The sequence below is a fragment of the Brevibacillus nigriterrae genome, assembly GCF_049846925.1.
Lineage (GTDB): Bacteria > Bacillota > Bacilli > Brevibacillales > Brevibacillaceae > Brevibacillus_H.
Genome location: NZ_JBNCMT010000015.1, coordinates 74,233 through 97,236 on the forward strand (window position 1 = coordinate 74,233; position 23,004 = coordinate 97,236).

Sequence of the window (23,004 nt, forward strand, 5' to 3'; positions counted from 1 at the left end):
CAAATGCTGCGTACAGAGCCGTTATCCTTTTGCCGCATAGGCTTGTATTCTATTAATTACATTTTGCCCTCAGTGTAAATTTGGAAGGGAATGCCAAACTTATCTGTTACGATTCCGTAAGCAGGGCTAAAGAACGTTTCTTGTAATGGCATTATGACTTGACCGCCATCTTGCAAGGCGTTAAAGAATTGCTTGGATTTTTCTGCGTCATTCGTTCCAATACAAATGGTCACTTGACTTCCGCTTTGAACAGGTTGACCTGGAAAGGTGTCAGAAAACATAAGTTCAGCTTCGCCAACTTTTAACATTGCGTGAGAAACAAGGTCCTTTGCACTCTCTGGAAGCGGAAACTCAGGATTTTCAGGCATTTCACCGAAAGTTGAGCTAAAGAGCACTTGAGCTTCCAACGCTTTTTCATAAAATTGAATGGCTTCCTTGGCATTTCCATTCATCATTAAATAGGGAGTCAATTTCACTGTCATTATGTATCAGCTCCTAAATGTTTGGTTGGGACATATACCATTATTCCCCACATACAGATTGTATTATACCGAACGTATGTTTGTAAATAGAAATAATGTAGATTGTAAAAATGCGATCTCGAATCGATAATGAAAGAAAAGATACCTTCCAAATAGTTGAGGAGACCCGCATGAAAAAAGCGAAAGTGAAAATTTACGAGGTCGATCTGTATGATCCGATCCGAAACTTTTTAACACAAAAAGGGTATCAGGTGAATGGTGAAGTCAACCACTGCGATCTGACGGCTCTCAAAGATGATGAGTTACTTATCGTAGAATTGAAACGCCATTTAACGGTAGATCTGCTTATCCAAGCTACTAAACGACAGCGGTTAACAGATCTTGTCTATATTGCTATACCGAAGCCAGCTTACAGCCTTTACTCAAAAAAATGGCACGATATCTGTTATTTGGTCAAACGGCTGGAGTTAGGGTTACTGCTTGTTTCCTTTCAAGGAGATGGAGCAGTAATCGAGGCCATTTCACCCAAGCCGTTTGACCGATTAAAAAGTATGCAGCAAAACAAGAAAAAACGGAACAAGCTCGTAGCAGAGATTAACGGCAGGCATGGTGACTACAATGTGGGCGGAAGCAATAAAACCAAGCTGATGACCGCCTACAAAGAAAATTGTGTCCAAATTGCCTATTTTCTTGATCAATTCGGACCGACGTCTCCCAAATCCTTGCGTAGGAAGGGAACCGGTGACAAAACCTTATCCATCCTGAGCAAAAACTATTATGGATGGTTTGAGAAGGTGGGACGGGGGACGTATGCTATTAGTGAAAAAGGAAAAAACGAAATATACGACTTTCCTCACCTGATCAAACACTTTACTGCTCTTACACTCGTTCGAGAGGGCGATGAGGCGACGGAGGCAATTCAACTCTGAAAGAGTCAGTCGGTTTTACCGTACCACCGACGAGGACAATTCCCATCACGCCAGAATGGATCAGGTGCATCTGACTTAATTGTATACGGGTAAGCTTGATAAAGACAAAGAAAAAAGGACGATCCATGCGGTCGTCCTTCATCGTGCTTATGACAAAGCCTGTTCCAGATCATAAATGATATCTTCCACGTCTTCGATACCAACGGAGAGGCGAATGAGTCCATCCGTAATCCCCATTTTTTCACGTTCTTCTTTTGGAACGACAGAGTGAGTCATAGAAGCTGGATGCTGAATCAATGAATCTACATCACCCAGACTAACCGCTCTTTTACACAACTCCACCTTGTTCATCATCTGGATGGCTTCCGTCATACCGCCTTTCAGCTCGAAGCTGATCAAACCCCCGAAATTATCCATCTGGCGCTTGGCTAATTCATGCTGTGGAAAGCTTGGCAAACCGGGATAATAGACACGGCCTACTCGTGGGTGGCGCTCAAGATACTCTGCTACTTTCTGTGCATTCTCACAGTGACGATCCAGGCGAACAGCAAGAGTTTTCAAACCGCGAATTAACAAGTACGCATCGAATGGGGAAAGAATTCCACCAATATCTTTTTGGGTCGTCATACGAATCTCATCCATAATCGCCTTCGGTCCTGCCGCAACACCTGCGATGACATCTCCATGCCCGCCGATGTATTTGGTTGCACTGTGAATGACAACATCACACCCCAGTTCAATTGGACGTTGGAGATATGGGGAAAGGAATGTATTATCCACTACGGTATATGCGCCGATTTTTTTTGCCCATTTGGCAACCAGAGACAGATCCACCAGTTCCATCGTAGGATTAATGGGGGTCTCTACATAAATTACTTTTGTGTTTGGACGAATTCCTTCAGCCAGCTTCTCTTCGGTACTCATATCACATAAGGAATAGGAAACATTGTACTTCTCCTGAAGCATGTTGAGGAACCCAAACGTACAACCGTATAGTCCCTTGGAGCAGAGGATATGATCTCCTGTTTTGACGAGTCCCATTACTACGGCTGAAACGGCAGCCATCCCGGAAGCAAACGCAAGACCTGCTTCTGCTTTTTCCAAAGCGGCAATTTTTTGTTCCAGGACAGCAACTGTGGGATTGCCCAGGCGTGAATAAATGAATCCATCAGCTTCTCCGGCAAAACGTCTTGCTCCTTCTTCAATGGTCGGGAAGGTAAAGGTAGATGTCTGATATATGGGAGTAGCCAACGCTCCGGTAGCTGGATCTAATTGTGTACCTGCATGAATGGCTGTGGTGCTTAAGCCGCTAGGGCGTACTTTTTGGTCTTGATACATATCGGTCACCTCTATCAACTATTTTGTAAGCGTATACAATGCAACACTCATACCAATTCATTGCATGTGATTGCACCGCACTTTTTCAGAATGAATAAGCTGAAAAATGGAACGAAAACGTGCCAATGCGGAAAGAAAAGTTGCCGAGTTAATGGATTGTCTTCCTAAAGGGAAAATGGTATTTTTTTTCAAAGGGGAGAAAAGTGATGAAAATTGACTGTCAAGCTGTACCGGCAGAAGATCGTGGCTGGATGACGGAATTCTTCATCCAGCATTGGGGAAGCCAAAATCGAGTTGGAACTGTTGATGAGCAAAGAAAAAATGTAATTCTTAAGTAGGAATTTCCATTCTATGGATAGAATTTTAGTATGAAGTACATTAAGGGAGGTATTATGTATGTTTTTGACGATTCAAGGCTTTGAGCAAACCTGGGGTTATGAATCAAAATCAACTCAAAAGATTCTCGACACATTGACAGATGAATCGCTAAAACAAGAGGTCTCTCCTCACGATAGAACGCTCGGTCGTATTGCCTGGCATATCGCAACCAGCATTCAGGAGATGATGACTCGTACAGGGCTCTCTTTTGAAGCTCCCAAGCATGATCAGCCTGTTCCTACCTCCGCAAAAGAGATCGCTGACGCCTATCGTCAAGCGAGTGAAGCCGTGTTGCAAGCGATTAAAACACAATGGACCGATGCTACTCTTGCGGAAACATCGGATATGTATGGAGAGCAGTGGGCCAACGGTCTGACGCTTCGTATTCTCATCGATCACCAGAATCATCACCGTGGTCAAATGACCGTGCTGATGCGTCAAGCTGGTTTAACAGTGCCCGGAGTATATGGGCCTGCTCGTGAAGAGTGGAGTTCAATTGGAATGGAAGCACCTGAGCTATAATACAATCAAACGTACACGATTAACATCAACCCTTGGCCAGAACAGGTCAAGGGTTTTTTATGGGTTTTATGGATTTTATGGATTTGAGTGATAGAGATGTTTCTTTAATTGGGAGGTTTTGAATGAAGATTTTTAAGTATTTATTTCTTTTTACGCTGTTGTTCAGTTTGTCGTTGCAACCTGTTTTTGCATCTGAACCTGAGGGGGAAGATCTGGAAGTAGACCTGACTGTCACCTCTTCACCTGTACGAATGGGGGAAACAATCAGCTTTCAGGCTGTTTCCAAAAAATTTGGCGACTCCTTTGAGGCCGATTTTACCATTGGAGGATCAGATGAACCATTGGAGCACAAGTCACGTGTTGAGGGAGATAAATTGATCTTTACTTCTGAGTGGTACGCGGAAGGACATGGTAACACTACAGTTCAATTTAAAATCAAGATGACTGATAGTAGGAATGGGGATACATGGGTAGGAGAGGACACCATTACATTGCTTGTGGAAGATGAAATGCCGGAAGTCATTCAACCGGCAAAAACAACCATCCACTTTTCGCCGAATAAACAGCCTTACGATATCGGGCAAAAAATTCGCTTTTCCATTTATACCGACAATAAAGGAGAAATCCTCAATCCGGCCAATATTGTTGCCGTAACCAAACACAAAGGACTGGTAGGGAAGATAACTGACGTGAAGACCGTATTAACTTCCAAAAAAGACCGTTACTTGACGACGGGATATTTCATTCCGACGGTTGGTGGTGAACACGAGTTTGTTTTTCGCTTGGATATGTTGGAAGGAGCAGAGAATGGATATACAGGCCTTGAAGTGAAAAAATTTACTGTGAACCAGCCAGGTATCAAAGTAATTGTTACACCCAACAAAGCCACGATGAAATCTGGTCAGGTTATTTTTCTGGTTGTTCAATGCCATAAAGTTTCGAATGAAGCGAAGATCAGTTGGAATCATGACAGAGTATTCGAAAAGCAAGTTGATTTTTTTCCACCACCAAACGAGTATATAACCTATCATTTATTTGTCTTTGAACCAATGTTTAATAATGGAACATATAATCTGGAAATGACGGTAGAAGATAAGGGAAAGGTTGGGAAGGCAAAGGTTAAGGTCGTCGTTGAATAGTTGTATTACAGAAAACTCAGGCTGTCGACACATTCGGCAGCTTTTTCTTTTGTCTCTCTTGATAGAATAGAGTTATAATATGATGATTGTATCTTTATTAGAAAAGATGATAGACAGAGAAAAGATAAAAGGGAATTGGAGAAAATTGCACATGGGAAATCGATTGCGAGAATTTGACCTGGTACGTGCCTTTGCCGCACTTTCTGTAATAGCGATTCATGTTACTGCCGGTTATGTCACAACAAGCGAGATCGGGTACGTTTGGAACCAGACCATGCGATACGCTGTTCCGCTGTTCGTCATGCTGTCCGGCTTTATGCTGTTTTATGTTGATAGAGGGAGAGAGCCGATTTCATATGGGCAGTTTATCCGCTCACGCTTTCGCAAGATCGTCATTCCCTATGGGCTTTGGACGGCGATTTATTTCCTCTATTCGACCCGAAACGAGTGGACAGGCTGGCTGCAGCACGACCCACTGAAGCCAATTACACTATTCTCCAAGCAGCTTCTCACAGGAACGGGGTATGTTCACCTTTACTTTCTGCTGATTACGGTGCAGCTTTATATTTTGTATCCGTTTCTTAAGCAATGGATGGAGCGTCATGCTGCGTCACTGATTGTCGTATCATTTGGTTTGACCTTGTTCTCTCAAACCATGATTTACCTGCACCAGATACAAGTGCTGGTACTGCCTAGTCTGGGTATTCCTTATGTCAGTCTGTTTCCGATCTGGTTGTTCTACTTTACGTTTGGCATGCTGGCAGCGCAGAAGAAATCGAGTTGGGAAGAAAAACTCCGTGGCAAAGTGATTCCACTCGGGTTTGTCTGGCTGGGCAGTCTCGTACTGTTGATTGCAGATAGTAAGCTGACACTCACCCATGCCTCGTCAATTAAACCATCTGTTATGATTTATTGCTTTACGAGTTATTTTTTCTTTTATGTCGTAGCACTTGCCGTCAAGGAAATGGCGAATACGTTTAGCAAATGGATGGATTGGCTTGCCGTTCACTCGTTTATGATTTTTCTTGTCCATCCGCTCGTCATAAGTTTACTGCTTATTATTACGAAAAAAGCCGGATACTCTTTCTTGTGGAAAGGAGCACCCGGCATGTTGCTGCTCTATGTGATGACAACGCTCTTTACGGTTCTGGCTACTCATTTACTCCGCTTTGTACCATATATCGAACTATTGGGCGGAGTGAGAATGGCCCGCAAGCAAAAGGAGACAAAACAGGTTCCCATGGCGAGTTAACGCCCCAATACAAATCGTTCGATAGCCGTTGCGACTCCGTCCAGATCATCATGTTCTGTGGCGAAGTTGGCAGCGGCTTTTACTGTTTCATTGGACCAGCCCATGGCGACTCCGACACCAGCCCACGAAAGCATCGAGATATCGTTAGCACTGTCACCCAGAGCCAGTACCTCACTTTGTTCGATTCCCATTTGTTGACACACCCAAGCAACGCCGCTTGCCTTGTTCACTTCCGGATGGATAATCATCATCTCAGGAATGCCGTCCTGGTAGAGAAGGGTGTGAACTGCATAGTGGGAGTGGCTTGAAGGAAGTGTTTTTTGCAGAATTTGCACTTCCCGTTCCCCTTTGACAAATAATTGTGTGGGGGAGTCAGTGATCTTTTTGGCTAAATCAGGGACGACAATATCAATCCCTGAGCGAATTTTGTTTTCCCAATCAGGGCGGACGAAATTAAACAGGTTCTTGTCCGGCAAAGAGCAAATCATCATGATGTCGTTTTGCTCTGCGATTGCGAGAATCTCCTGAGCCGTTTCGAGCGGAATGGACCAGCTTTTCACACAGTTTTCATGATTGTCGTACACTTTGGTTCCTGAGCCGCAAACAGCCAGGCTGTTTAACTCCAGTTGCTGATAAAAACTCTTCGTTCCAAACCACCCCCGGGCCGTCGCCAAAACGACTTCAACCCCTTGTTGCTTCGCAGCCTGAATGGCTTGAAAGTTTCGCTCGGAGATTTGCTTGTCTTCCCCCAACAGGGTATCGTCCAAATCGACTGCTATTAAACGGATCATGTCTCTCTTTCCTCCTGTCCCTGTACAAAGTGGACCGTTTTATTTTTCTAACAAGGAAAGGACTGTGCAAACAGAATGTGGTCTGTTTGCTGCCAGTCCTTTTAATTATCTATTTCGATTTACTCCAGCAGATATTTATTTACTTCATCCAGCTCAGTCAGTTTAATTCCCGGATCATCATACTTGAAGAAGGTATACAGCACTTCCTGATCCATGTAGCCTGCGCCCGGAATCGGCAAAATAATCCATGTCTGATACTGATGAATCAAGCGATCTTTTCCTTCTTTTTTATCTTTTTCATCATTGCCAATCCAGAAAGTCATCTTGATGGTAGAGTCTTTCAGGATTTGCTGTAAGTCAGAGCGATTGCCCAATTGTTGTTTGAGTGGGGCAAACAAATCACTGTTACTCTTTGCCAGCCATTCTTCCCCTGTCATTTTGATTTGGAAAGGAGTGCACATGGTTCCCAAGACCTTTTCATCCTCAAGCTGCACTGCTTTATCGAGGAAAGGAAGCCAGTCCTCATAGCCAGCCATGACGTTTACAGGCATTGGTTCTTCTTTGGCAACCAGCCAGTTCTCTTTAATTTTGATAAAACGTTTATCGCCACGCACAAGGTATTGGTACGGCTGAGCAGCAATTCGCCCATTCACCAGATACCCTTCTGGCTTTACAACAATCCCGTCGTACATGCTGTTCGTCTGACGAGAGAGGATAGTCGTTTTCACATAGCCTTTGTACCAGAACTTTTGTGCTTTCGGATTGGTTTCCATGTTCTTGAGCGATTCCTTGAACCACTCGAGACCTGACTCCGTTTGATTGACCGACGCTTCTGCTTTCTCAGGCTTCAACTCATTGGCAAAGCTCTTCACACCCGGCTCATACGTGCACCCGCTTACCAACAGGGCTGCTGAGGTGATAGCAAGTAAACCAAGATGTAACTTACGCATGACGAAACCTCCTTACCACACCGTAACCAACGAGTGCGACGAAGATAGCAATGACAATCGGCAGCACAGGAATTTGATGTCGCTCAAACACAAGCAGTTGGTGAGAATTATGAATCGTTGCTATAATCTCGTTCTCCTGATCACCGTCAATATTGCCGACTTGAACATTGATTAGTGGGAGGTAGATTCTCCAAGTTTGCTCCAATCCCTCTGGAGTGTATTGATAACCAGTCAGGTATCTGCGTTCGTGTTCGCTAACCCAGCTCTTGGCTTTGGCAACAATCTCTGGCTTAGCTTCGTTTCCGATCGTTGCAAAATTGGAGAAACGGAAACTTTTGTCCAAATCATTTTCTGTGTTTTTACTAACCCACAGAATCTCGAATGTTCCTTGCGCTGTAGGTTTCAGGATATACGATGGCGTGTTGGCAATCAGCAGCTCATCGGCTTGATCGTGATCGATATCTGCTACAATCACTTCACTCGTGGCGAGACCATTTACCTGCTTGCGATTGAGCGAGTAGACTTCCTCCATTCCACCATTGGCACTTACTAGGACAGCAAGATGCTCACCCAATACGATTAGCCCTTCTCGTCCATCTATCAACTTCATCGTGTCGAGAATTTTGGTAGCGTCAGTAGGTGTCTGGAACGGTTGAGTGTCGTACGTTCCAGAGAGAATTCCGTCCTTGATCAGGATGTTTTGGAACTTACTTGGTTTTTGGAAACTTTGACGCTGATCCATAGCTCCGTGATTCAAAGTCAACAGATGATCGATATTACCCATGTCTAACAGGAAGGAGCGATGCGGTCCTGTCCCTGTTTGAAGCATGGCTTCTGTGTACGGTTGTCTCTGTACGTTAGCAACCATTTGATTGTCTTTCATTTTATAGAAAGGGAATCCTGGGTAATCAACAGGCATCTGTTCTTTGATTCTGGCAAGGTCAGCTTCTGCCACTGCAGATGTCGGGATGCGCACCATTTTGTTTCCGTCCCAACGGAAAATATATAAAGAGAGGGGTTCCGATTCTAAAGTGACTTGTTTTTCCGCCAATTCCTTCTTTTCGGCATCTGTTTCCGGCACTTTTTCTTCAGGGAGTGGCAGTTCCTCGGCATTGCCGTACGTAATCACTTCCATCTGACCATCGTGATCCACATCGTATAAGGTCGTAGGGAAATAATCGACCCATGTTCCATTGTACAGACGGTCTGATTCCCATTTGACATAGAAATTGGAGAGCGCCATCAGATTATCCCGATTGAAGCTGGCATTGACACCAACTGCGACCAAAACGAGAGCAAGGATCGCATTCCAGGCAACTTTTCCATAAAAGCGGGCAATCAGTGCGATGACAAGAATGGCGAAAGCTCCACCCAGGATGAGTGAGGCAATCGTATTGTCGTCGAGCCGCACCAATGACCGATCAAGCAAAAGAAACCCGATAGTGAAAACTAGAAACGCTTTACGATCATCCCGTTTGACAATGAGGCTGCAAACCAGGGACAACGGAATAAAGATGAGCAGAGCGATCCACGAGCCCTCAAGGAAGGCGATTTTTACGATCAAATGATAAATCAGAAACAAGGCTAGGGCGTAAATGGCCCAATAGAGCGTTTGTAATTTAAAAATCTGGCGCATGGCATTCACCTTTTTTCTGGAAAGGATTTGGTTTTCTCAGCAATTAATCCAGCGACGAATCCGCCGATCAACCAGAAGTAAATAAGCATGAACGGTACTTCGAAAATATTTTCGACCAGGTTGTGCAAGGAGACGGCGAACATGCCGCATAATACACCTAATGCCAGGAAGTAATGTGGTGTGTTCGTCAGGCGTCGCACCAAAGCCAGACAATAGCGAATGATCATGACAGCTAACGTGACAAGCAATCCGATTCCAAGCAACCCAAGTTCAGCGATTGATTTAAAGAAATAACTGTCTGTATAGATTGTTCCAAAATGGCGGTAACCTACAGCACCACCGTGATGACCAAGACCTGCCCCGAACAGCGGTTCGAGTCTCATCTGGTTATAGGCATCGGTCCATCGTTTGATTCGACCGTCAGACGTACTTTTTGTCCAATAATCAGCTGAGAACAAAGTCTCGATTCGATTTTTGACGGAGCCTACCAAAGGCGTACTATCTGGCAGCGCCCATAGAGCTGCGAGTCCGATCATTCCGGCAATCAAGAGATATACCGCTATTTTTCGGTTCCACAAAGAGCATCCGAACAAAACAACAGCGGCAAACGCAAACCATGCGCCACGAGAACCGGTAAAGAGCAGAGCAGCGATGACGATCAACGCCATTGCGCCCCAAATCAAGCGGTCTTTGGTTGTTTTGCTTTGCAAGACCAGACCCATGGCAATCGGAGCAATGAATGCCATATAGCTTCCGAGTACGTTCGGGCTTGTGACGATGGAGTAAGCCCTGGTTTTCATCGTTTCGCCTTCATTTACCCAACCTTGGGTCGTTTCAATGCCCAAGGCAACTTGCAGTACTCCTATCAGACCAACAATAAAGCCGACGAACGTAAGTACTTTGATGTACTTGTTCAAGTCATCAGTAGATTTGATCAGATAAAAGCCGACAAAAAAGGCAAGCACGTACTCATAGATGGCACGGAATCCTTCCACACTTACCTTGAAGTTATCCATGTCGCTCACCATCAAAGCGAGCCCCAAAACAAAAAAGGCTGTCAACACATGCTTGATCCCTGGAAGTGGCCGCTCGTTAACAAAGTAGGCGAGCAAAGCGAAGCCAAGGAGGACAACTAGCACGCCGTCATCCCAAAAAGAAGACACGATGGGAATCGGGATTATTTTCCGTAAAACGAAGTCGATGATCGGATAAAACAGAAGCAAGTAGAGCCAATTGGTAGAGTCGGTAAGTAGCGATAGCAATCTTTGCTGTATTGGAAGTCCGTTCTTTGGACGTCTCATTGAGTGTTCCATGAAGACTCGTCCCCCTAGTAAAATGTTTAACTCAACTATTATACGGTATCTACTAAGGTCTCTACAAGAAAAGGGCTAAAAAACTGGTCGACACACGGAAAATACTATATGATACAGATAGTTTTGCAAGAGATGGGAGATTTTTTTCAATGGGTATCGTAAAGACAGCATCAATGATATTGATATTAACCGTAATTGGCAGGTTTCTCGGTTTTATCAGGACGATTTATATGTCTGATTACTACGGAACAGGGATGGAAGCGGATGCGTATTTCACTGCGTTGACCATACCGATGACATTGTTTTTGGTTGTGCCAGGCGCACTGAATGCGGTGTTGATTCCAACGATGCGCGGCTTGCTGGAAAAAGCGGATACGAACAGGGCCAAGCTTCTGTACAACCAGCTTCTCATCATTATCACGTTTCTGTTTATCGCGTTGACTGCCCTCGGTATCTGGGCTTCCCCATGGATCATTTCCATACTGGGACTTACTGGAGCCAAAGGTGCTTTAGCGACTGAACTGCTTCGCTGGATGTGGCCATCTGCCATTTTTATTGGACTAGCAGGGGTATGGACCAGTTTTTGTAATGCTCACCAGCATTTTTTCACACCGACGCTTGGCAGTGTAGCGAATGGTGCGATTGTTATTCTAGCCTTTTACCTGTTCGTGCCTATTTGGGGGATAGACGGGATTGCCATCGGGACAACACTTGGATTCGTGGCAACGGCACTCGTAATGCTGCCGACAGTGCGTTCATTTGGCTATCAGTTGAAAACAGGGACACGGTTTCAAAATGATGAGATATTGCGCAGCATGGGTGAGAGGGTCGTGCCGATTCTGATCGGTTCTGCAATCAGCCAGGCTACTACCTTTTTGGAGCGGTTTTTGGCGAATGACCTGGGGGACGGGAAAGTAGCTGCTCTTTCCTATGCCAAACAGATCGCACAGCTTCCGACGGTTTTCTTTGTAGCAGCATTTACGCTTCCGCTTTTTCCTTTATTAGCGAGTTATGTGAAGCGTGGAGAACTTGGGCAAATGAAAGCCGTACTGGAAAAAGGGATTGGCTACTTGTTTATTCTGCTCCTTCCAATGACAGTCGGGATGATTTTGTACGGAGAACAAATTATTCGCCTCTTCTTTGTTCGCGAGGGGGGGAATTTTAACGAGTGGGATGTCTCTTTGACAACATGGGGATTGGTCATGTACAGCTTTGGGATTTTTGCACTTGCTGCTCAAGACATGCTAACCCGTGCTTTCTACGCATTGGAAAATACACGTACTCCGGTGATCATCGGGGCGTTCGGCATTGGGTTGTACCTTTTAACTGCGATAATTAGCACACCGTATTTGGATCACGGCGGTGTTGCTCTCAGTTATTCGATCTCGGTCTGTTTTCAAGCGGTAGTATTGTACTTATTCTTATGGAAAAAAGTAGGACAGCCCCTGACCAAATCTTTCTGGGTAACCTCCATAAAAGTATTGATCGCAAGCGCTTTGATGGGTGCAGCGATCATCGGAGGAGAAAGCTTACTCTTGGGACTGCCCGTCTGGTTACATTTATTAATTGGCGTAACCGTTGGTGCAGGAATTTATCTTTTGACGTTACTTGTTCTAAAGGAGCCTTTGTTAAAAGAAATAGTGGCGAAACTGCTGCGCAAAAAACAGGCATCAGGCGCCTCTTAACCGTTCTGTCTTACACATGTGGTAAAGGAAATTCACGAATGGCATAGCGAATTTTCCCTGATGGTGCGGGGGGAATTTCATCCGTAAAAGCAACGCTAACGTGAATGTCTTCTCCAAAAGACTGCTTGATGCCATCGATAAACCGGGCAGCAACATCTGGTCGATAGGTCGATGGTTGTTTCACAAGCTGCAAGGTAAAGACATCCGGGGCATGTTGCACGATTTGGAAGCGGTCAATCCCTTCCAGATTTCTGGCGATATGATTGAAGTAATGACCATGGACATATTCGCCATTTGGTTTGACAAACACATCATCTTCCCTGCCCTCGATTCTTTCGAGAATGGGGTAAGTCATGCCGCAGGAACAAGCTTTTGGTGATACCGTCACAACATCGTTTAACTGGTAACGCAGGCGAGGCATGGAGTAATTGTTCAGGTCTGTAACCAGAATGAGTCCGTCCTTTCCTGGGGGTACAGGCTCTTTCGTCCGCAAGTCTACTACCTCTACCAGACAGTGGTCAGCAAACATGTGCATGTGCCCATTCGGACATTGATAGGCAATCATTCCACCATCACGTGCCCCGTATTCATTGACAGCAGGACACCCGAACACGTCCTCAATAACTGTTCTTTGCTCAGGTAACAGACTTTCGGCTGTTGAAATCACGGCTTTCAACTTCAGTTGGGGTTGTAAACGATGTTTGCGGATGAGTTGGGCAAATAAGGCAATGGCGGAAGCATAGCCGTACAGATAGACGGGTTTGTATGCTTCCAGCATGCGAATGTACTCTGCAAGCTTGTCTTCCTGAAGATCGTAGGCCGGAATCATTTTACGATTCTTCAGCAGCCGTTCTTTGCGTGCATACTGAACCGATTGTTGCTGATTTAATTCAATCGGAGAGCCCCAGATCATGACGCTAGGATCTCCAATTCGAATCCCGTGCCAGGACAATCCGACCCAACGGGCAGCCTCATAATGTTCAACTGTGTGTCGATCCAGATAAAACCGAGTCGGCTCGCCCGTCGATCCACCTGTGCGGTTGGGAAGTAACGAAGATCTGTCGATACCTCTGGTAATGAATTCTTCCGGACTTGCATTAAAGTCTTTTTTCGTAAGTACTGGCAGTTTTTGCAGATAGTGAAATGGGTCCCAGTGAGGCTGGCTGACCTCTCGTTCCACCTCATCTTGATAGCGTTGATAGGCAGGAACCGAGCGAGCAGCATGTAAAAGCAGCTTTGTCAATTTATCCTTGCGAATGTTTTCCAGCTCTTGTGAAGGTCGAGAGGAATTTTGGTGGATTTGTTTCATGAAGTAACGTATTTTATTTCCCTTGCGTTTCTCCATAATTGGCCATTGAATATTGCGAATGATCCATCCGTGAACTGACATAGTATTTGATCTCTCCTAGCAGGTGAACTACCTGTGAAAAAGGCGTTTGTTTCCAGTATTTCCAAGCAGGGGAGAGGTGCATTCTTGCGTCAGTCAGAAAATTGGGGTAGTATGGGCTTGGAGTTTAACTCCACGCTAGGATAAGGAGCATTTTCGAATGAGTAAAAAAAGTCAATTTCTTGGTGGAGCACTGATTCTCGCTGCTGCGGGCATATTGTCCAAGATCATCGGGATGTTTTACCGGATCCCGTTACAAAGCATAGTCGGAAACAATGGACTCGGATTGTACCAGGAGGTCTATCCGCTCTATTTGACCTTTTTAATATTGGCTACAGCAGGTGTTCCAGTCGCATTGTCGAGGATGATTGCGGAGGTACTTGCTGACGGAAGAGAGAGCGAAGTGAAACCAATCCTTGCCAGAAGCATGCTGATGATGGGCGTGATCGGTCTGGTATTGTTCACGATTTTGTACGCTAGCTCTCCTTTGATTGCGTTAGCCATGGGAAATCCACATCTCGTTTCACCAATCCGGGCTATTTCGCTTTCTCTTCTTTTTGTACCGCTCATTGCTGTGCTGCGAGGATATTTTTACGGTCATCAGAAGATGATGATGGTAGGCGTTTCTCAGGTAGTTGAACAGAGTTTGCGGGTAGGTTTTATTTTGATTGCTTCCCTGTACCTTGTATCAATCGGAGAAGATACTGACTCTGTCATTACGGGAGTCAACTTTGGTACGATGATCAGTACAGCCATGAGCTTGTTTCTTCTGATCGGCTTTTACTTGTGGCACCAACGTAAAAATCCGGTTCCTGCTCTAGGTAGCTGGCGTAACCGTGACTGGTGGGGAGACCGCTCCTTTTATCTCAGAATGTGGCAAATTTCCTGGCCGATCTGCGTCAGTGCGCTTGTGATTCCGATATTCAGTTTGGTAGATTCCTTTTTAGCGATTAATATTTTTCGGTATATTTGGCATGTGGACGGGATGACAGCCGATTCGTGGTTTGGCATCTACAGCAGGGGTGGCCCGTTACTGCAATTAGCCAGTCTGTTTGGTGCTTCCATTGCGCTTTCTATTGTTCCGGCCATCGCTCGAGCGAAGCAGTCGGGGGATACAGGCGAAGTTCAGGCTCTGACTCGTATTTCCTATCGGTTTGCCTGGCTGATCGGTCTACCGGCTGGTTTAGGACTCACCGCCGTAGCAGAAGGGGCAAATCTTGCGCTTTATGGTGATACGGAAGGCACGAGAGCAATGGCCATTTTGGGAGTGAGTGCCATTACGCTCTCTTTACTGCTCGCGACCAATGGAATTTTGCAGGGGTTAGGCAAGGAAAAGGTGCCAGCACTCCATTTGTCCTGGGGGATTGGCATGAAGGTTGTTGCAACGCTGGTGTTTACCTCTATTCTGGGTATTGACGGGTTGGCTTTGTCGTGGCTCATCTCAACAGCATTCGTCTGCTATCTGAATATCAGAGCAATTCGTAAACTGGTGGCTGTGGAACTCCATTGGAAATTTGATTTTATCTACCCTTTGATCGTAGCCAATGCCATGCTTCTGTTGGCATGGGGCACAACCGAGGGAGTTACGTTCCTGCTCGGTCATGGACAGATGAGTCTACGAATTGTCGGTGCCTTGGAGACGATTGCCGGGGTAGCGGTAGGCCTCATTTTCTATCTGGGAATGGTACTGGTTGTTCCCTTGATCGAGCGAAAAGAAGTAGAGTGGCTGCCAAGCGGCCAAAGATTTCTTCAATTAATGGATTCGTTGCGAAAACGTGGAGTCAGTTTACGGAGATAATCTATAAAAAAACAGCTTGTACTTTTTTGAAAGGAAAAGTGCAAGCTGCTTTTTTTTTTACCAAGTTTTCACTGTAGGTGATTCATATGTATAAAATTTTTCAATCAGTCTTTCTGGATCAGATTCGACGACTGCCATGGAGCGGTATTTTTCCTGCAAGAATTGCTGGTCTGCCATGTGGTTAAAAAGAGTAACAAGCGGATCATAGTAATGATTAATGTTTAATAGACCACAAGGCTTTTGGTGAATTCCTAATTGTGCCCAGGTGAACACTTCAAAGAATTCTTCCAATGTACCAGGCCCGCCAGGTAAAGCGATGAATCCGTCTGCCAATTCTACCATCTTTGCCTTTCTCTCATGCATAGAATCTACAATAAATAGCTCTGTCAGGTTGCGGTGAGAGATTTCACGATCTTCCAGCATTTTTGGAATTACACCGATTACTTCCCCGCCTTCTTTCAGGACGGCATTCGCAATTTCCCCCATAATACCGACGCTCGCACCACCATATACAAGCGTAATTCCTCTTTTTGCCAATACTTTGCCAAGTTGAATTGCACCTTCTTTATATGTGTCAGAAGCGCCATAACTTGAGCCGCAAAAAACCGCTAACCTTTTCAAGAGATGTCCCCCATTCAATTATGCTAAATACCAACTTTTTTATTGTATATTATTTATTGATAAACTAACAGTTAGTCAGAGTGGAGGCAAAAACGATGAATGCTGCTTAACCGTTATTCGAATGGATAAATGGATGCGGTATTCAGACAGGGGCTCGACCTGAGAGTGTTCCGTTAAGCAGGCTTATGTCACCACCCGAAAGTAGAAAAGCAGCTTGTACTTTGAATGAAAAAGTACTAAGCTGCTTTTCTGTTTCTTTACTTATGAGGGAAAACAGACGACTGGCTTAAGAATGATTAACAACAACTCCAGTTACAGCAACGCGGACGACAGCAGCAACGGCGACGACGACGACGGCAACATCCAAAGAACATGGTATCACCACCTCATTCGTTAATATTCTATTTTATGAAATGCAGCCAAAGATGAGTGGACGAACAATCTGCATAAAACGCCTTAATATTTTCGCTCGTTATCACCAATTAAAATAAACGACTACCTAGAACTTGTCTTAGCCCCCATAAATAAGATGGTATCAATTCCTAGTTGAAGGGGCTGAGCAAATGGTTCGTAACTGCAGGTTCAAGTGGACACTTAAAAAGAGATGCTCAAAACAGCAAACTCATGTACATGAATTTCTCGGCAGCACAAAACTGGCAGAGGAAGGTGCTGACAGGCATAATCACCGGTTTGCTGGAGTCACTGGGCAAGTAATTCCAAAAGGCGACAGTCATGTGCATATCATAAAAACGAAAACAGACTTTCTGAATCACTTCCATAGAATTCGTATCATTACAGGACCAGCTATCCAAGTTGGCAACGGAAAACATGTTCATTTTGCAAAAGGAGTAACAACATTCAACGATGGCCATGTTCATAGATTTCAATTAGCAACATTAATTCAAAAGCCTCTGGTCTAAACATAATGAGGCTTTGTCTTAAGGAAGCAGGCGTATTATCCCTGCTTTCGTGGGACAAGCATAATTTCATCAGACTTTTTTTGCTGAGACTGCTATAATCACAGAAAAAGTGTGGTGGAGGGAGAAACATGCAAGTAGATCGAGAGCAGGTTTTGTTACTGGAGGACTTGTGCGTGAAAGCTTGGCCAGCATTAGAACAGGTGCCGCTCGATGCTTGGACGATGAGGGCGACTTATGGGATCACCAAGAGAGCAAACAGTGTCTATGCGATTGGGCCATTCCCACATAATATGGATTGGATGCGAAGAATAGAAGAATTTTATCATAGCCGCAAAATCCCTGCTAGTTACTACGTGAGTGATTCATCTCCAGAAGAGTTGGACGGCATACTAGAGTCACAAGGGTACGAAAAAGTATTCGAATGCTTCATTATGACAGCAGACGCTACGGAGGTTTCAAGCCGTATAGAGAAAGACAATCGGTTCACTTTTGTTTTTGCCGAAGAAGCGGACGAGCAGTGGATACGAGATTTCATCCAATTAGAAGACTTTCCTTCCGTACGCATTCCAGCCTATCAGCATATTTTCTCGGCAATTGAAGCAGCCAAAAGCTTCGTACGCATTTGTGAAAAGGGAGAAACGATTGGACTTGGCACCGTTGTCGTCGATCAAGGCTGGGCAATACTTAGTAACATCATCGTTTCGCCAACACATCGTCGCAAGGGCGTAGGACTTCAACTGGTATGTGCTCTTACTGATTGGGCGGCGGAGAAAGGAGCAACCAACCTGGCTCTTCAGGTCATTCAGAATAATACAGCGGCTGTGAATCTATATCGCCAGATTGGCTTTTCTCCCGTATCGAAGCATCATTATCGTGTATTGACGGCTAATTAATAACAGAACACTGTCCGCAAAAAAAGTCTTTCCCACAGAATACCCATGTTTTTTTCAGGCTGCCGTGATCCTGTACGACAGCCTGTGAGTGGTTTAGAGGGCACACATCTCAATCTCAAACCCTAAATCTTCAATCATTCCCCAATCTTTCGTAGGCTCCTGTCCTTCCGTTGTCAAATAATCACCTACAAAAATAGCATTTGCCGCATATAGACCCAATGGCTGCAGTGATCGCAGATTCACTTCACGACCTCCTGAAATGCGAATTTCCTTCGTTGGGTTGACAAATCGCATCATCGCTAAAAGCCGCAAACAGTGACGTGGATTCAATTCTGTACGATTCTCTAGCGGAGTTCCTTCAATTGCATGTAAAAAATTGCATGGAATCGAATCAGTATCCAAATTTCTTAAGGAAAATGCGATGTCGATCGCTTCTTCATCTGACTCTCCCATGCCGAAAATTGCACCAGAACAGGGAGATATTCCTGCTTCCTTCACCTGCATGACGGTTTCTACTCGGTCTTCGTAGGTGTGGGTGGAGGAAATGTTTTTGTAATTCTCTTTACTCGTATTCAGATTGTGATTATATCGATGAACGCCTGCAGCAGCAAGCTTGGCTGCGTGTGTATCATTTAGAAAACCAAGACAGCAACATATTTTCAGATCGGTCGTAGCACGGATTTCCTCTACAGCACCAATCACGTGCTCAATTTCTTTATCAGTGGGTCTTCGTCCTGATGCCACAATACAATATGTACCTGCTTTTCGTCGAATCGCTTCCTGAGCTCCTTCTACAATCTTTTCCTTGGTAAGCCAGGAGTAGGTGTCAATTGGTGTTTCCGATACAATCGACTGGGAGCAATACCCACAATCCTCAGGGCATAAGCCTGATTTCGCATTAATGATCATATTGAGTTTGACCTTTTTACCAAAATAGGTGTTCCGAATCAAATATGCCGCTTGCAATACTTCAAGAAGCTGTTCATCCGGGGAATGAAGAATGGATAAAGCTTCTTCTCTTGTAATAGGGCGCCCTCCGATCACTTCTTTTGCCAGTCCACTCCAATCCCTTGCATAAACCACAGTCACCACGATAGAACCTCCTTTTATTTGTTAACTTAAAAATAAAATTGGTTGACATTTATTGTTCAGTCTACCATACTAACCCATGAGTTACTATTACATATTTTTAAAATGTTAACCAAAAAGCAAAGAAAGTTGACAAAAAGGAGTTGAAATAACCATGCAGAAAGACCAGACCAAAATGATGATACTAGCCGCTCTTTTTGTAGCTATCACCGCAGTTTGCGCACAAATCAGAATAGCGCTAGGACCTGTTCCCTTTACATTGCAGATTTTTTCTATTAGCCTGATGGGAATGCTATTAGGCAAGAGGTGGGGAGCGATATCTGCTCTTGGCTACCTGCTGCTAGGTGCTTTTGGAGCGCCGGTTTTTTCCGGTTTTCAAGGCGGGCTGCAAGCGATTGTCGGGAAGACGGGAGGTTATCTGCTGGCATTTGTTCCAGCAGCCTATGTGATTGGCTGGATTTTTGAACAGGGCAGGATTACGGTGTGGAAAGCCTTTCTCGCCAATCTGTTGGGTCTTTTGATCATTTATGCGGGTGGCGTTTCACAACTAAAGATTGTGTTGAATGTACCGTGGGAAACAGCTTTTCAATGGGGTGTCGTGCCTTTTGTCATTCCAGATAGTATCAAGCTGGTTCTTGCTTCCATGCTTGGCGTAAAAATCATCCATCATTTAGCCAATACCGGACTTCGACCGATTCAGAAGTTTGAAAACTAGCAATGGTCTTCTCAATATAGAAAAAAAGAACCGTAGAATCTCTCTACGGTTCTTTTGTCATACAAGCAAACGTCCAATTATTGTTTTTGATACACGCAAATGACCATTTTCACAAAATACTCTCTCAGACCTGGAAGCTTGGCCAATCCAGCGACAACGTTACGAAGTGGTACTTCCTGCTGATAAACGGCTGGTTGTGTTACGCCTTTTTGAATACGGCGGAAGCGGGCAATCGTCATCCGGTTGATATAAGAGAAGTACTCGCGGCCATCGGCTTTACGGCTAATGCGGAAGGAGATGCGGTCCTTACCGTCTGGCAAATGATTGACAAGCTGTTTGTACGCATCAATCATGGCTTGCTCAGAAAACAGGGAGTGGACCCACGGTATTCCGATCGCATCGGACAAGTGCGCACCGTACGGATGATAGTAAGGCGGGAAATTAATGTACAAATGTCCACCCTTTTTCAAAACACGGAAACATTCAGCCAACGTTTTTTCTGGTTGATCGACGTGTTCCATGGCATCGTTCATGATAATCGTATCGAATGTTCCATCAGCAAAAGGCATTTGAGAAGCATCACCCGTCATAAACTCAGCAATATCTGCGAGTCCTTTTTCACGGGCAAAGGCATTTCCTTCTTCTGCATAGTGTGGCACAATATCAATCCCGATAATTTTCTTTGGGCGGAATGTGGCATAATAGCAGGTTTTTCCCCCGCCGCCACAGCCGATATCGAGGACCGTTTTGTCTGTGAACATTTGCTCTTGCGAATGATAGGGAAGGAAGAACTGAATGGTTTGTTCTCCTTTGACAAACTGCCATTCCGTATAGCTCATTCTCCCGTCATTCGCCAGATTGAACGGATGCACGGGGAGAGGGAACAGCTTGTTGAGTGAAACTAGTAAATTCGATGATAAAGACAAGATCCATCGTCCTCCTCTTGCTGGATGGATAAGTGCTTAATGTAATCACTTGATTGGTTTTTGTTCCAATGCTTGCAGGACAAGCTCACTGCTTTTCATCGCTTCCCTGGCAAGGAGTTTGGAATTTTCAATAACGATTTGCTTTTCTCGGGAAAGGTTGTCCGTTCGCTCGTGCAACAATGTGATAAAGCGAAGGGAATCCAACTGTGTAATATGACCAGCACAAGGCATACCCGCACGCTGTACGAACCTGTCAATCTTGGGGTCATACGATATTCCCGTGAAAGGAATCTGCAGCATACTGGCTAAAATCAAGGAGTGGAGTCTAAGGCCAACCACATAGGTGCTATGCTTTAACACACTCATAATCTCGTGAAAGGAAATGTGCTCTTCGATAATGGCAGCACCCTTTTCTTTCATTTGAGCAAGTATCTCCTGGGAAGGGGCTACATCACTAGGATAGTGCATAGGAAGGAACAAGACATTCCAGCCTTTTTGCACATAAGAATCAGCAGCATCGGCAATCACTGATTTGAAAGCTTGCTCCTGTTTCCAATCCCGAACAGAAAAAATAATCAACGGGCGAGTTAGGTCGTCGAACAAATCTTGAAGAAGCTCTCTCCCTCTCTCGGCAGGTATATCGGAAGGATGAATCGTCATGGCCGGATCTGCCGTCACATACAAAGGAGCACGAGTGACACCACATCGCTTGAAGTCTTCTCCTGACTCATAATCACGCACAGTGATGACATCGACGAGATTGACAACTTGTTTTATCATAAAGCGACTGAACGATTTGAGAATGGGCCCAAAGCCTTGTGCATAGAAAACCACTGGCTTTCCCAGCATTTTGGCAATCGTGACAATCCCTAAGTAATAGAGAACGCTACGTGGACTCGTCACATCCTGCATCAACGTGCCTCCACCCATCACTAGTAAATCACATCGCTTTAATTCACGAACAATCGTACGCAAGTTCCAACGATCAAATGCGGGAATCCCAAACAAGGATGTCGTGAGTTCCGGGCGATTAGACAGGACAGATAGCGAAATATGCGGTTGTTCCCGTCTAAGCGAGGAGATGATTCCATAGAGTACGACATCGTCCCCGGCATTATTGAAACCATAGTAACCGGAGATGAGAATTCGCGGCATGTGAGAACCTTCTTTCTTCAATAAATCAGCGTGAATCTCTGCTTTAATTTCAAGTTGGCACATCCTCAAGTATAATAGAAAAAAGATAGGGAAGTAAAGAAATCCATCTGCCAAATGTCGAAAGGAGAACGTTTCGTGTCATCAATGTGGGTAAAATACACAGTTGTCATCGCACAAGAGATCGAAGAGGAATTTGGTTATACCATACTGGAAAGTTCCTATACATTGGGGTGGACGGAACCGCAGTTTGACGTCATTTTAACGGATAACGGATATGATTACGCAACAAGAATAGACAAGCCGTATCTAGGGTTTGTTTTCGAGCCGTTATCTGATTCGGATACAGTGGAAGAAGCAGTAAGTCGCTTTCGCCAGTTTCTTTCCCAATGGGGCGAACAGGCAGCCTGTATAGCACATGAGCTGGTTGAAGAAGAAAATGAGTCATGGAAAGCAGAATTCCAATCAGTCACCGTAGATGATTGGATCATTGCTCCCTCATGGACCCCCGAAGATGAGCTGGAACAGGGAAAAAACATCCTGTGGATCGATCCAGGTGCAGCATTTGGTACAGGCTACCACGGAACAACACAAGACATCATGCGCTTTTTGCAAAAAATGAACCTGAACCACAAGCGAGTTCTCGACATCGGAGCAGGCTCGGGTATCTTGTCGATTTTGTGTGCCAAGCTGGGGGCGGCAACTCCTGTCTATGCTGTGGATATCAATCCGGAAGCAGACTGGCAAATCAATCAAAACCTCCAGTTAAATCAGTTATCTCCACAAACAGTCGAAATCATAATTGGCGACCCGCTCTCAGAGGTTGAACCTGTTTTGCTCCCAACAGAGGTTGACCTCGTCATGGTGAACATCGGTGGAGATGAAGACGTAGCGATGCTTCCCGTCGTGCTCCAATCCTTGAAACCAGGCGGAATGGCTATTTTATCAGGAATGGTCACATGGAATCGTGAAATGGTAGAAAAAGCTTATCGTGATGCAGGTTTTGAGCTGCTTGATGAAAAGACAAGTGATGAGTGGGTGACACTTGTAACCAGGTTGTGCGAAAATAAAAAATAATTTGTTTTTCA

At 44.9% G+C, this 23,004-nt stretch carries 22 protein-coding genes; 11 read left to right on the top strand and 11 right to left on the bottom strand.

Features of this window, described 5'->3' with window-relative positions:
- Positions 1-56: 56 nt before the first annotated feature.
- Positions 57-482 (bottom strand): VOC family protein, encoded by a 426-nt coding sequence (locus ACPW7N_RS12850; RefSeq protein WP_425651492.1) that lies wholly within the window; start codon positions 480-482, stop codon positions 57-59.
- A 170-nt stretch (positions 483-652) separates the two neighbouring features.
- Between ACPW7N_RS12850 and ACPW7N_RS12855 the strand changes: the two genes are divergently transcribed.
- Positions 653-1,411, top strand: coding sequence for a DUF2161 domain-containing phosphodiesterase (locus ACPW7N_RS12855; protein WP_425651493.1), 759 nt, complete (start codon positions 653-655; stop codon positions 1,409-1,411).
- Between the two features lie 147 nt (positions 1,412-1,558).
- On the opposite strand, the gene megL is transcribed toward ACPW7N_RS12855, so the two are convergent.
- Complete coding sequence (gene megL, locus ACPW7N_RS12860; protein WP_425651494.1) at positions 1,559-2,749, bottom strand: methionine gamma-lyase; 1,191 nt, start codon at positions 2,747-2,749, stop codon at positions 1,559-1,561.
- Positions 2,750-2,955: 206 nt separating this feature from the next.
- On the opposite strand from megL, the gene ACPW7N_RS12865 reads away from it, so the two are divergent.
- The 4 genes from ACPW7N_RS12865 (at position 2,956) to ACPW7N_RS12880 (ending at position 6,040) form a co-directional block, all read left to right on the top strand.
- Positions 2,956-3,087 (top strand): hypothetical protein, encoded by a 132-nt coding sequence (locus tag ACPW7N_RS12865; protein WP_425651495.1) that lies wholly within the window; start codon positions 2,956-2,958, stop codon positions 3,085-3,087.
- A gap of 58 nt (positions 3,088-3,145) precedes the next feature.
- Positions 3,146-3,649, top strand: coding sequence for a DinB family protein (locus ACPW7N_RS12870; RefSeq protein ID WP_425651496.1), 504 nt, complete (start codon positions 3,146-3,148; stop codon positions 3,647-3,649).
- 122 nt (positions 3,650-3,771) lie between these two features.
- On the top strand, positions 3,772-4,788 hold the full coding sequence (locus ACPW7N_RS12875) for a hypothetical protein (RefSeq protein ID WP_425651497.1): 1,017 nt from the start codon (positions 3,772-3,774) through the stop codon (positions 4,786-4,788).
- A 151-nt stretch (positions 4,789-4,939) separates the two neighbouring features.
- Positions 4,940-6,040 carry an acyltransferase gene (locus ACPW7N_RS12880; protein ID WP_425651498.1) on the top strand — a complete coding sequence of 367 codons (1,101 nt, stop codon included), beginning with the start codon at positions 4,940-4,942 and terminating at the stop codon, positions 6,038-6,040.
- Here the strand turns inward: ACPW7N_RS12880 and ACPW7N_RS12885 are convergent.
- The 4 genes from ACPW7N_RS12885 to ACPW7N_RS12900 all read right to left on the bottom strand — a co-directional run bounded on the left by ACPW7N_RS12885 (position 6,037) and on the right by ACPW7N_RS12900 (position 10,730).
- A complete protein-coding gene (locus ACPW7N_RS12885) occupies positions 6,037-6,831 on the bottom strand; it encodes a Cof-type HAD-IIB family hydrolase (protein ID WP_425651499.1) in 795 nt (264 codons plus the stop codon). The two genes, ACPW7N_RS12880 and ACPW7N_RS12885, sit on opposite strands and share 4 nt — an antisense overlap.
- A 119-nt stretch (positions 6,832-6,950) precedes the next feature.
- Positions 6,951-7,781 carry a hypothetical protein gene (locus ACPW7N_RS12890; RefSeq protein WP_425651500.1) on the bottom strand — a complete coding sequence of 277 codons (831 nt, stop codon included), beginning with the start codon at positions 7,779-7,781 and terminating at the stop codon, positions 6,951-6,953.
- Entirely contained in the window at positions 7,774-9,417 is a 1,644-nt protein-coding gene (locus ACPW7N_RS12895) for a hypothetical protein (protein WP_425651501.1), read from the bottom strand. The genes ACPW7N_RS12890 and ACPW7N_RS12895 overlap by 8 nt, the downstream gene beginning before the upstream one ends.
- 5 nt (positions 9,418-9,422) lie before the next feature.
- On the bottom strand, positions 9,423-10,730 hold the full coding sequence (locus ACPW7N_RS12900; RefSeq protein ID WP_425651502.1) for an O-antigen ligase family protein: 1,308 nt from the start codon (positions 10,728-10,730) through the stop codon (positions 9,423-9,425).
- Positions 10,731-10,879: 149 nt separating this feature from the next.
- Between ACPW7N_RS12900 and murJ the strand changes: the two genes are divergently transcribed.
- A complete protein-coding gene (gene murJ / locus ACPW7N_RS12905; RefSeq protein ID WP_425651503.1) occupies positions 10,880-12,415 on the top strand; it encodes a murein biosynthesis integral membrane protein MurJ in 1,536 nt (511 codons plus the stop codon).
- Positions 12,416-12,425: 10 nt separating this feature from the next.
- Here the strand turns inward: murJ and ACPW7N_RS12910 are convergent, their stop codons facing one another.
- Positions 12,426-13,805: a phenylacetate--CoA ligase family protein gene (locus ACPW7N_RS12910; RefSeq protein WP_425651504.1), complete on the bottom strand. Its 1,380-nt coding sequence runs from the start codon at positions 13,803-13,805 to the stop codon at positions 12,426-12,428.
- Between the two features lie 157 nt (positions 13,806-13,962).
- Between ACPW7N_RS12910 and ACPW7N_RS12915 the strand changes: the two genes are divergently transcribed.
- Positions 13,963-15,600: a putative polysaccharide biosynthesis protein gene (locus ACPW7N_RS12915; RefSeq protein ID WP_425651505.1), complete on the top strand. Its 1,638-nt coding sequence runs from the start codon at positions 13,963-13,965 to the stop codon at positions 15,598-15,600.
- Positions 15,601-15,657: 57 nt separating this feature from the next.
- Here ACPW7N_RS12915 and ACPW7N_RS12920 read toward each other — a convergent pair whose 3' ends face one another.
- Complete coding sequence (locus ACPW7N_RS12920) at positions 15,658-16,221, bottom strand: LOG family protein (RefSeq protein ID WP_425651506.1); 564 nt, start codon at positions 16,219-16,221, stop codon at positions 15,658-15,660.
- A 563-nt stretch (positions 16,222-16,784) separates the two neighbouring features.
- Between ACPW7N_RS12920 and ACPW7N_RS12925 the strand changes: the two genes are divergently transcribed.
- Both ACPW7N_RS12925 and ACPW7N_RS12930 read left to right on the top strand, forming a co-directional pair.
- Positions 16,785-17,141: a YmaF family protein gene (locus ACPW7N_RS12925; RefSeq protein ID WP_425651507.1), complete on the top strand. Its 357-nt coding sequence runs from the start codon at positions 16,785-16,787 to the stop codon at positions 17,139-17,141.
- Positions 17,142-17,269: 128 nt separating this feature from the next.
- Positions 17,270-18,034: a GNAT family N-acetyltransferase gene (locus ACPW7N_RS12930; RefSeq protein ID WP_425651508.1), complete on the top strand. Its 765-nt coding sequence runs from the start codon at positions 17,270-17,272 to the stop codon at positions 18,032-18,034.
- Between the two features lie 93 nt (positions 18,035-18,127).
- Here ACPW7N_RS12930 and bioB read toward each other — a convergent pair whose 3' ends face one another.
- Positions 18,128-19,126 carry a biotin synthase BioB gene (gene bioB, locus ACPW7N_RS12935; protein WP_425651509.1) on the bottom strand — a complete coding sequence of 333 codons (999 nt, stop codon included), beginning with the start codon at positions 19,124-19,126 and terminating at the stop codon, positions 18,128-18,130.
- Positions 19,127-19,277: 151 nt separating this feature from the next.
- Between bioB and ACPW7N_RS12940 the strand changes: the two genes are divergently transcribed.
- The gene (locus tag ACPW7N_RS12940) at positions 19,278-19,838 is read left to right on the top strand and encodes a biotin transporter BioY (RefSeq protein ID WP_425651510.1); all 561 of its coding nucleotides are present in this window, start codon (positions 19,278-19,280) and stop codon (positions 19,836-19,838) included.
- A gap of 77 nt (positions 19,839-19,915) precedes the next feature.
- Here ACPW7N_RS12940 and ACPW7N_RS12945 read toward each other — a convergent pair whose 3' ends face one another.
- Together ACPW7N_RS12945 and csaB are read right to left on the bottom strand one after the other, a co-directional pair.
- Positions 19,916-20,764 (bottom strand): class I SAM-dependent methyltransferase, encoded by an 849-nt coding sequence (locus ACPW7N_RS12945; RefSeq protein ID WP_425651511.1) that lies wholly within the window; start codon positions 20,762-20,764, stop codon positions 19,916-19,918.
- A gap of 45 nt (positions 20,765-20,809) precedes the next feature.
- Positions 20,810-21,919 carry a polysaccharide pyruvyl transferase CsaB gene (gene csaB, locus ACPW7N_RS12950; protein WP_425651512.1) on the bottom strand — a complete coding sequence of 370 codons (1,110 nt, stop codon included), beginning with the start codon at positions 21,917-21,919 and terminating at the stop codon, positions 20,810-20,812.
- Between the two features lie 144 nt (positions 21,920-22,063).
- Here csaB and ACPW7N_RS12955 point away from each other — a divergent pair, with 144 nt between their 5' ends.
- Positions 22,064-22,993: a 50S ribosomal protein L11 methyltransferase gene (locus ACPW7N_RS12955; protein WP_425651537.1), complete on the top strand. Its 930-nt coding sequence runs from the start codon at positions 22,064-22,066 to the stop codon at positions 22,991-22,993.
- Positions 22,994-23,004 lie beyond the last annotated feature (11 nt).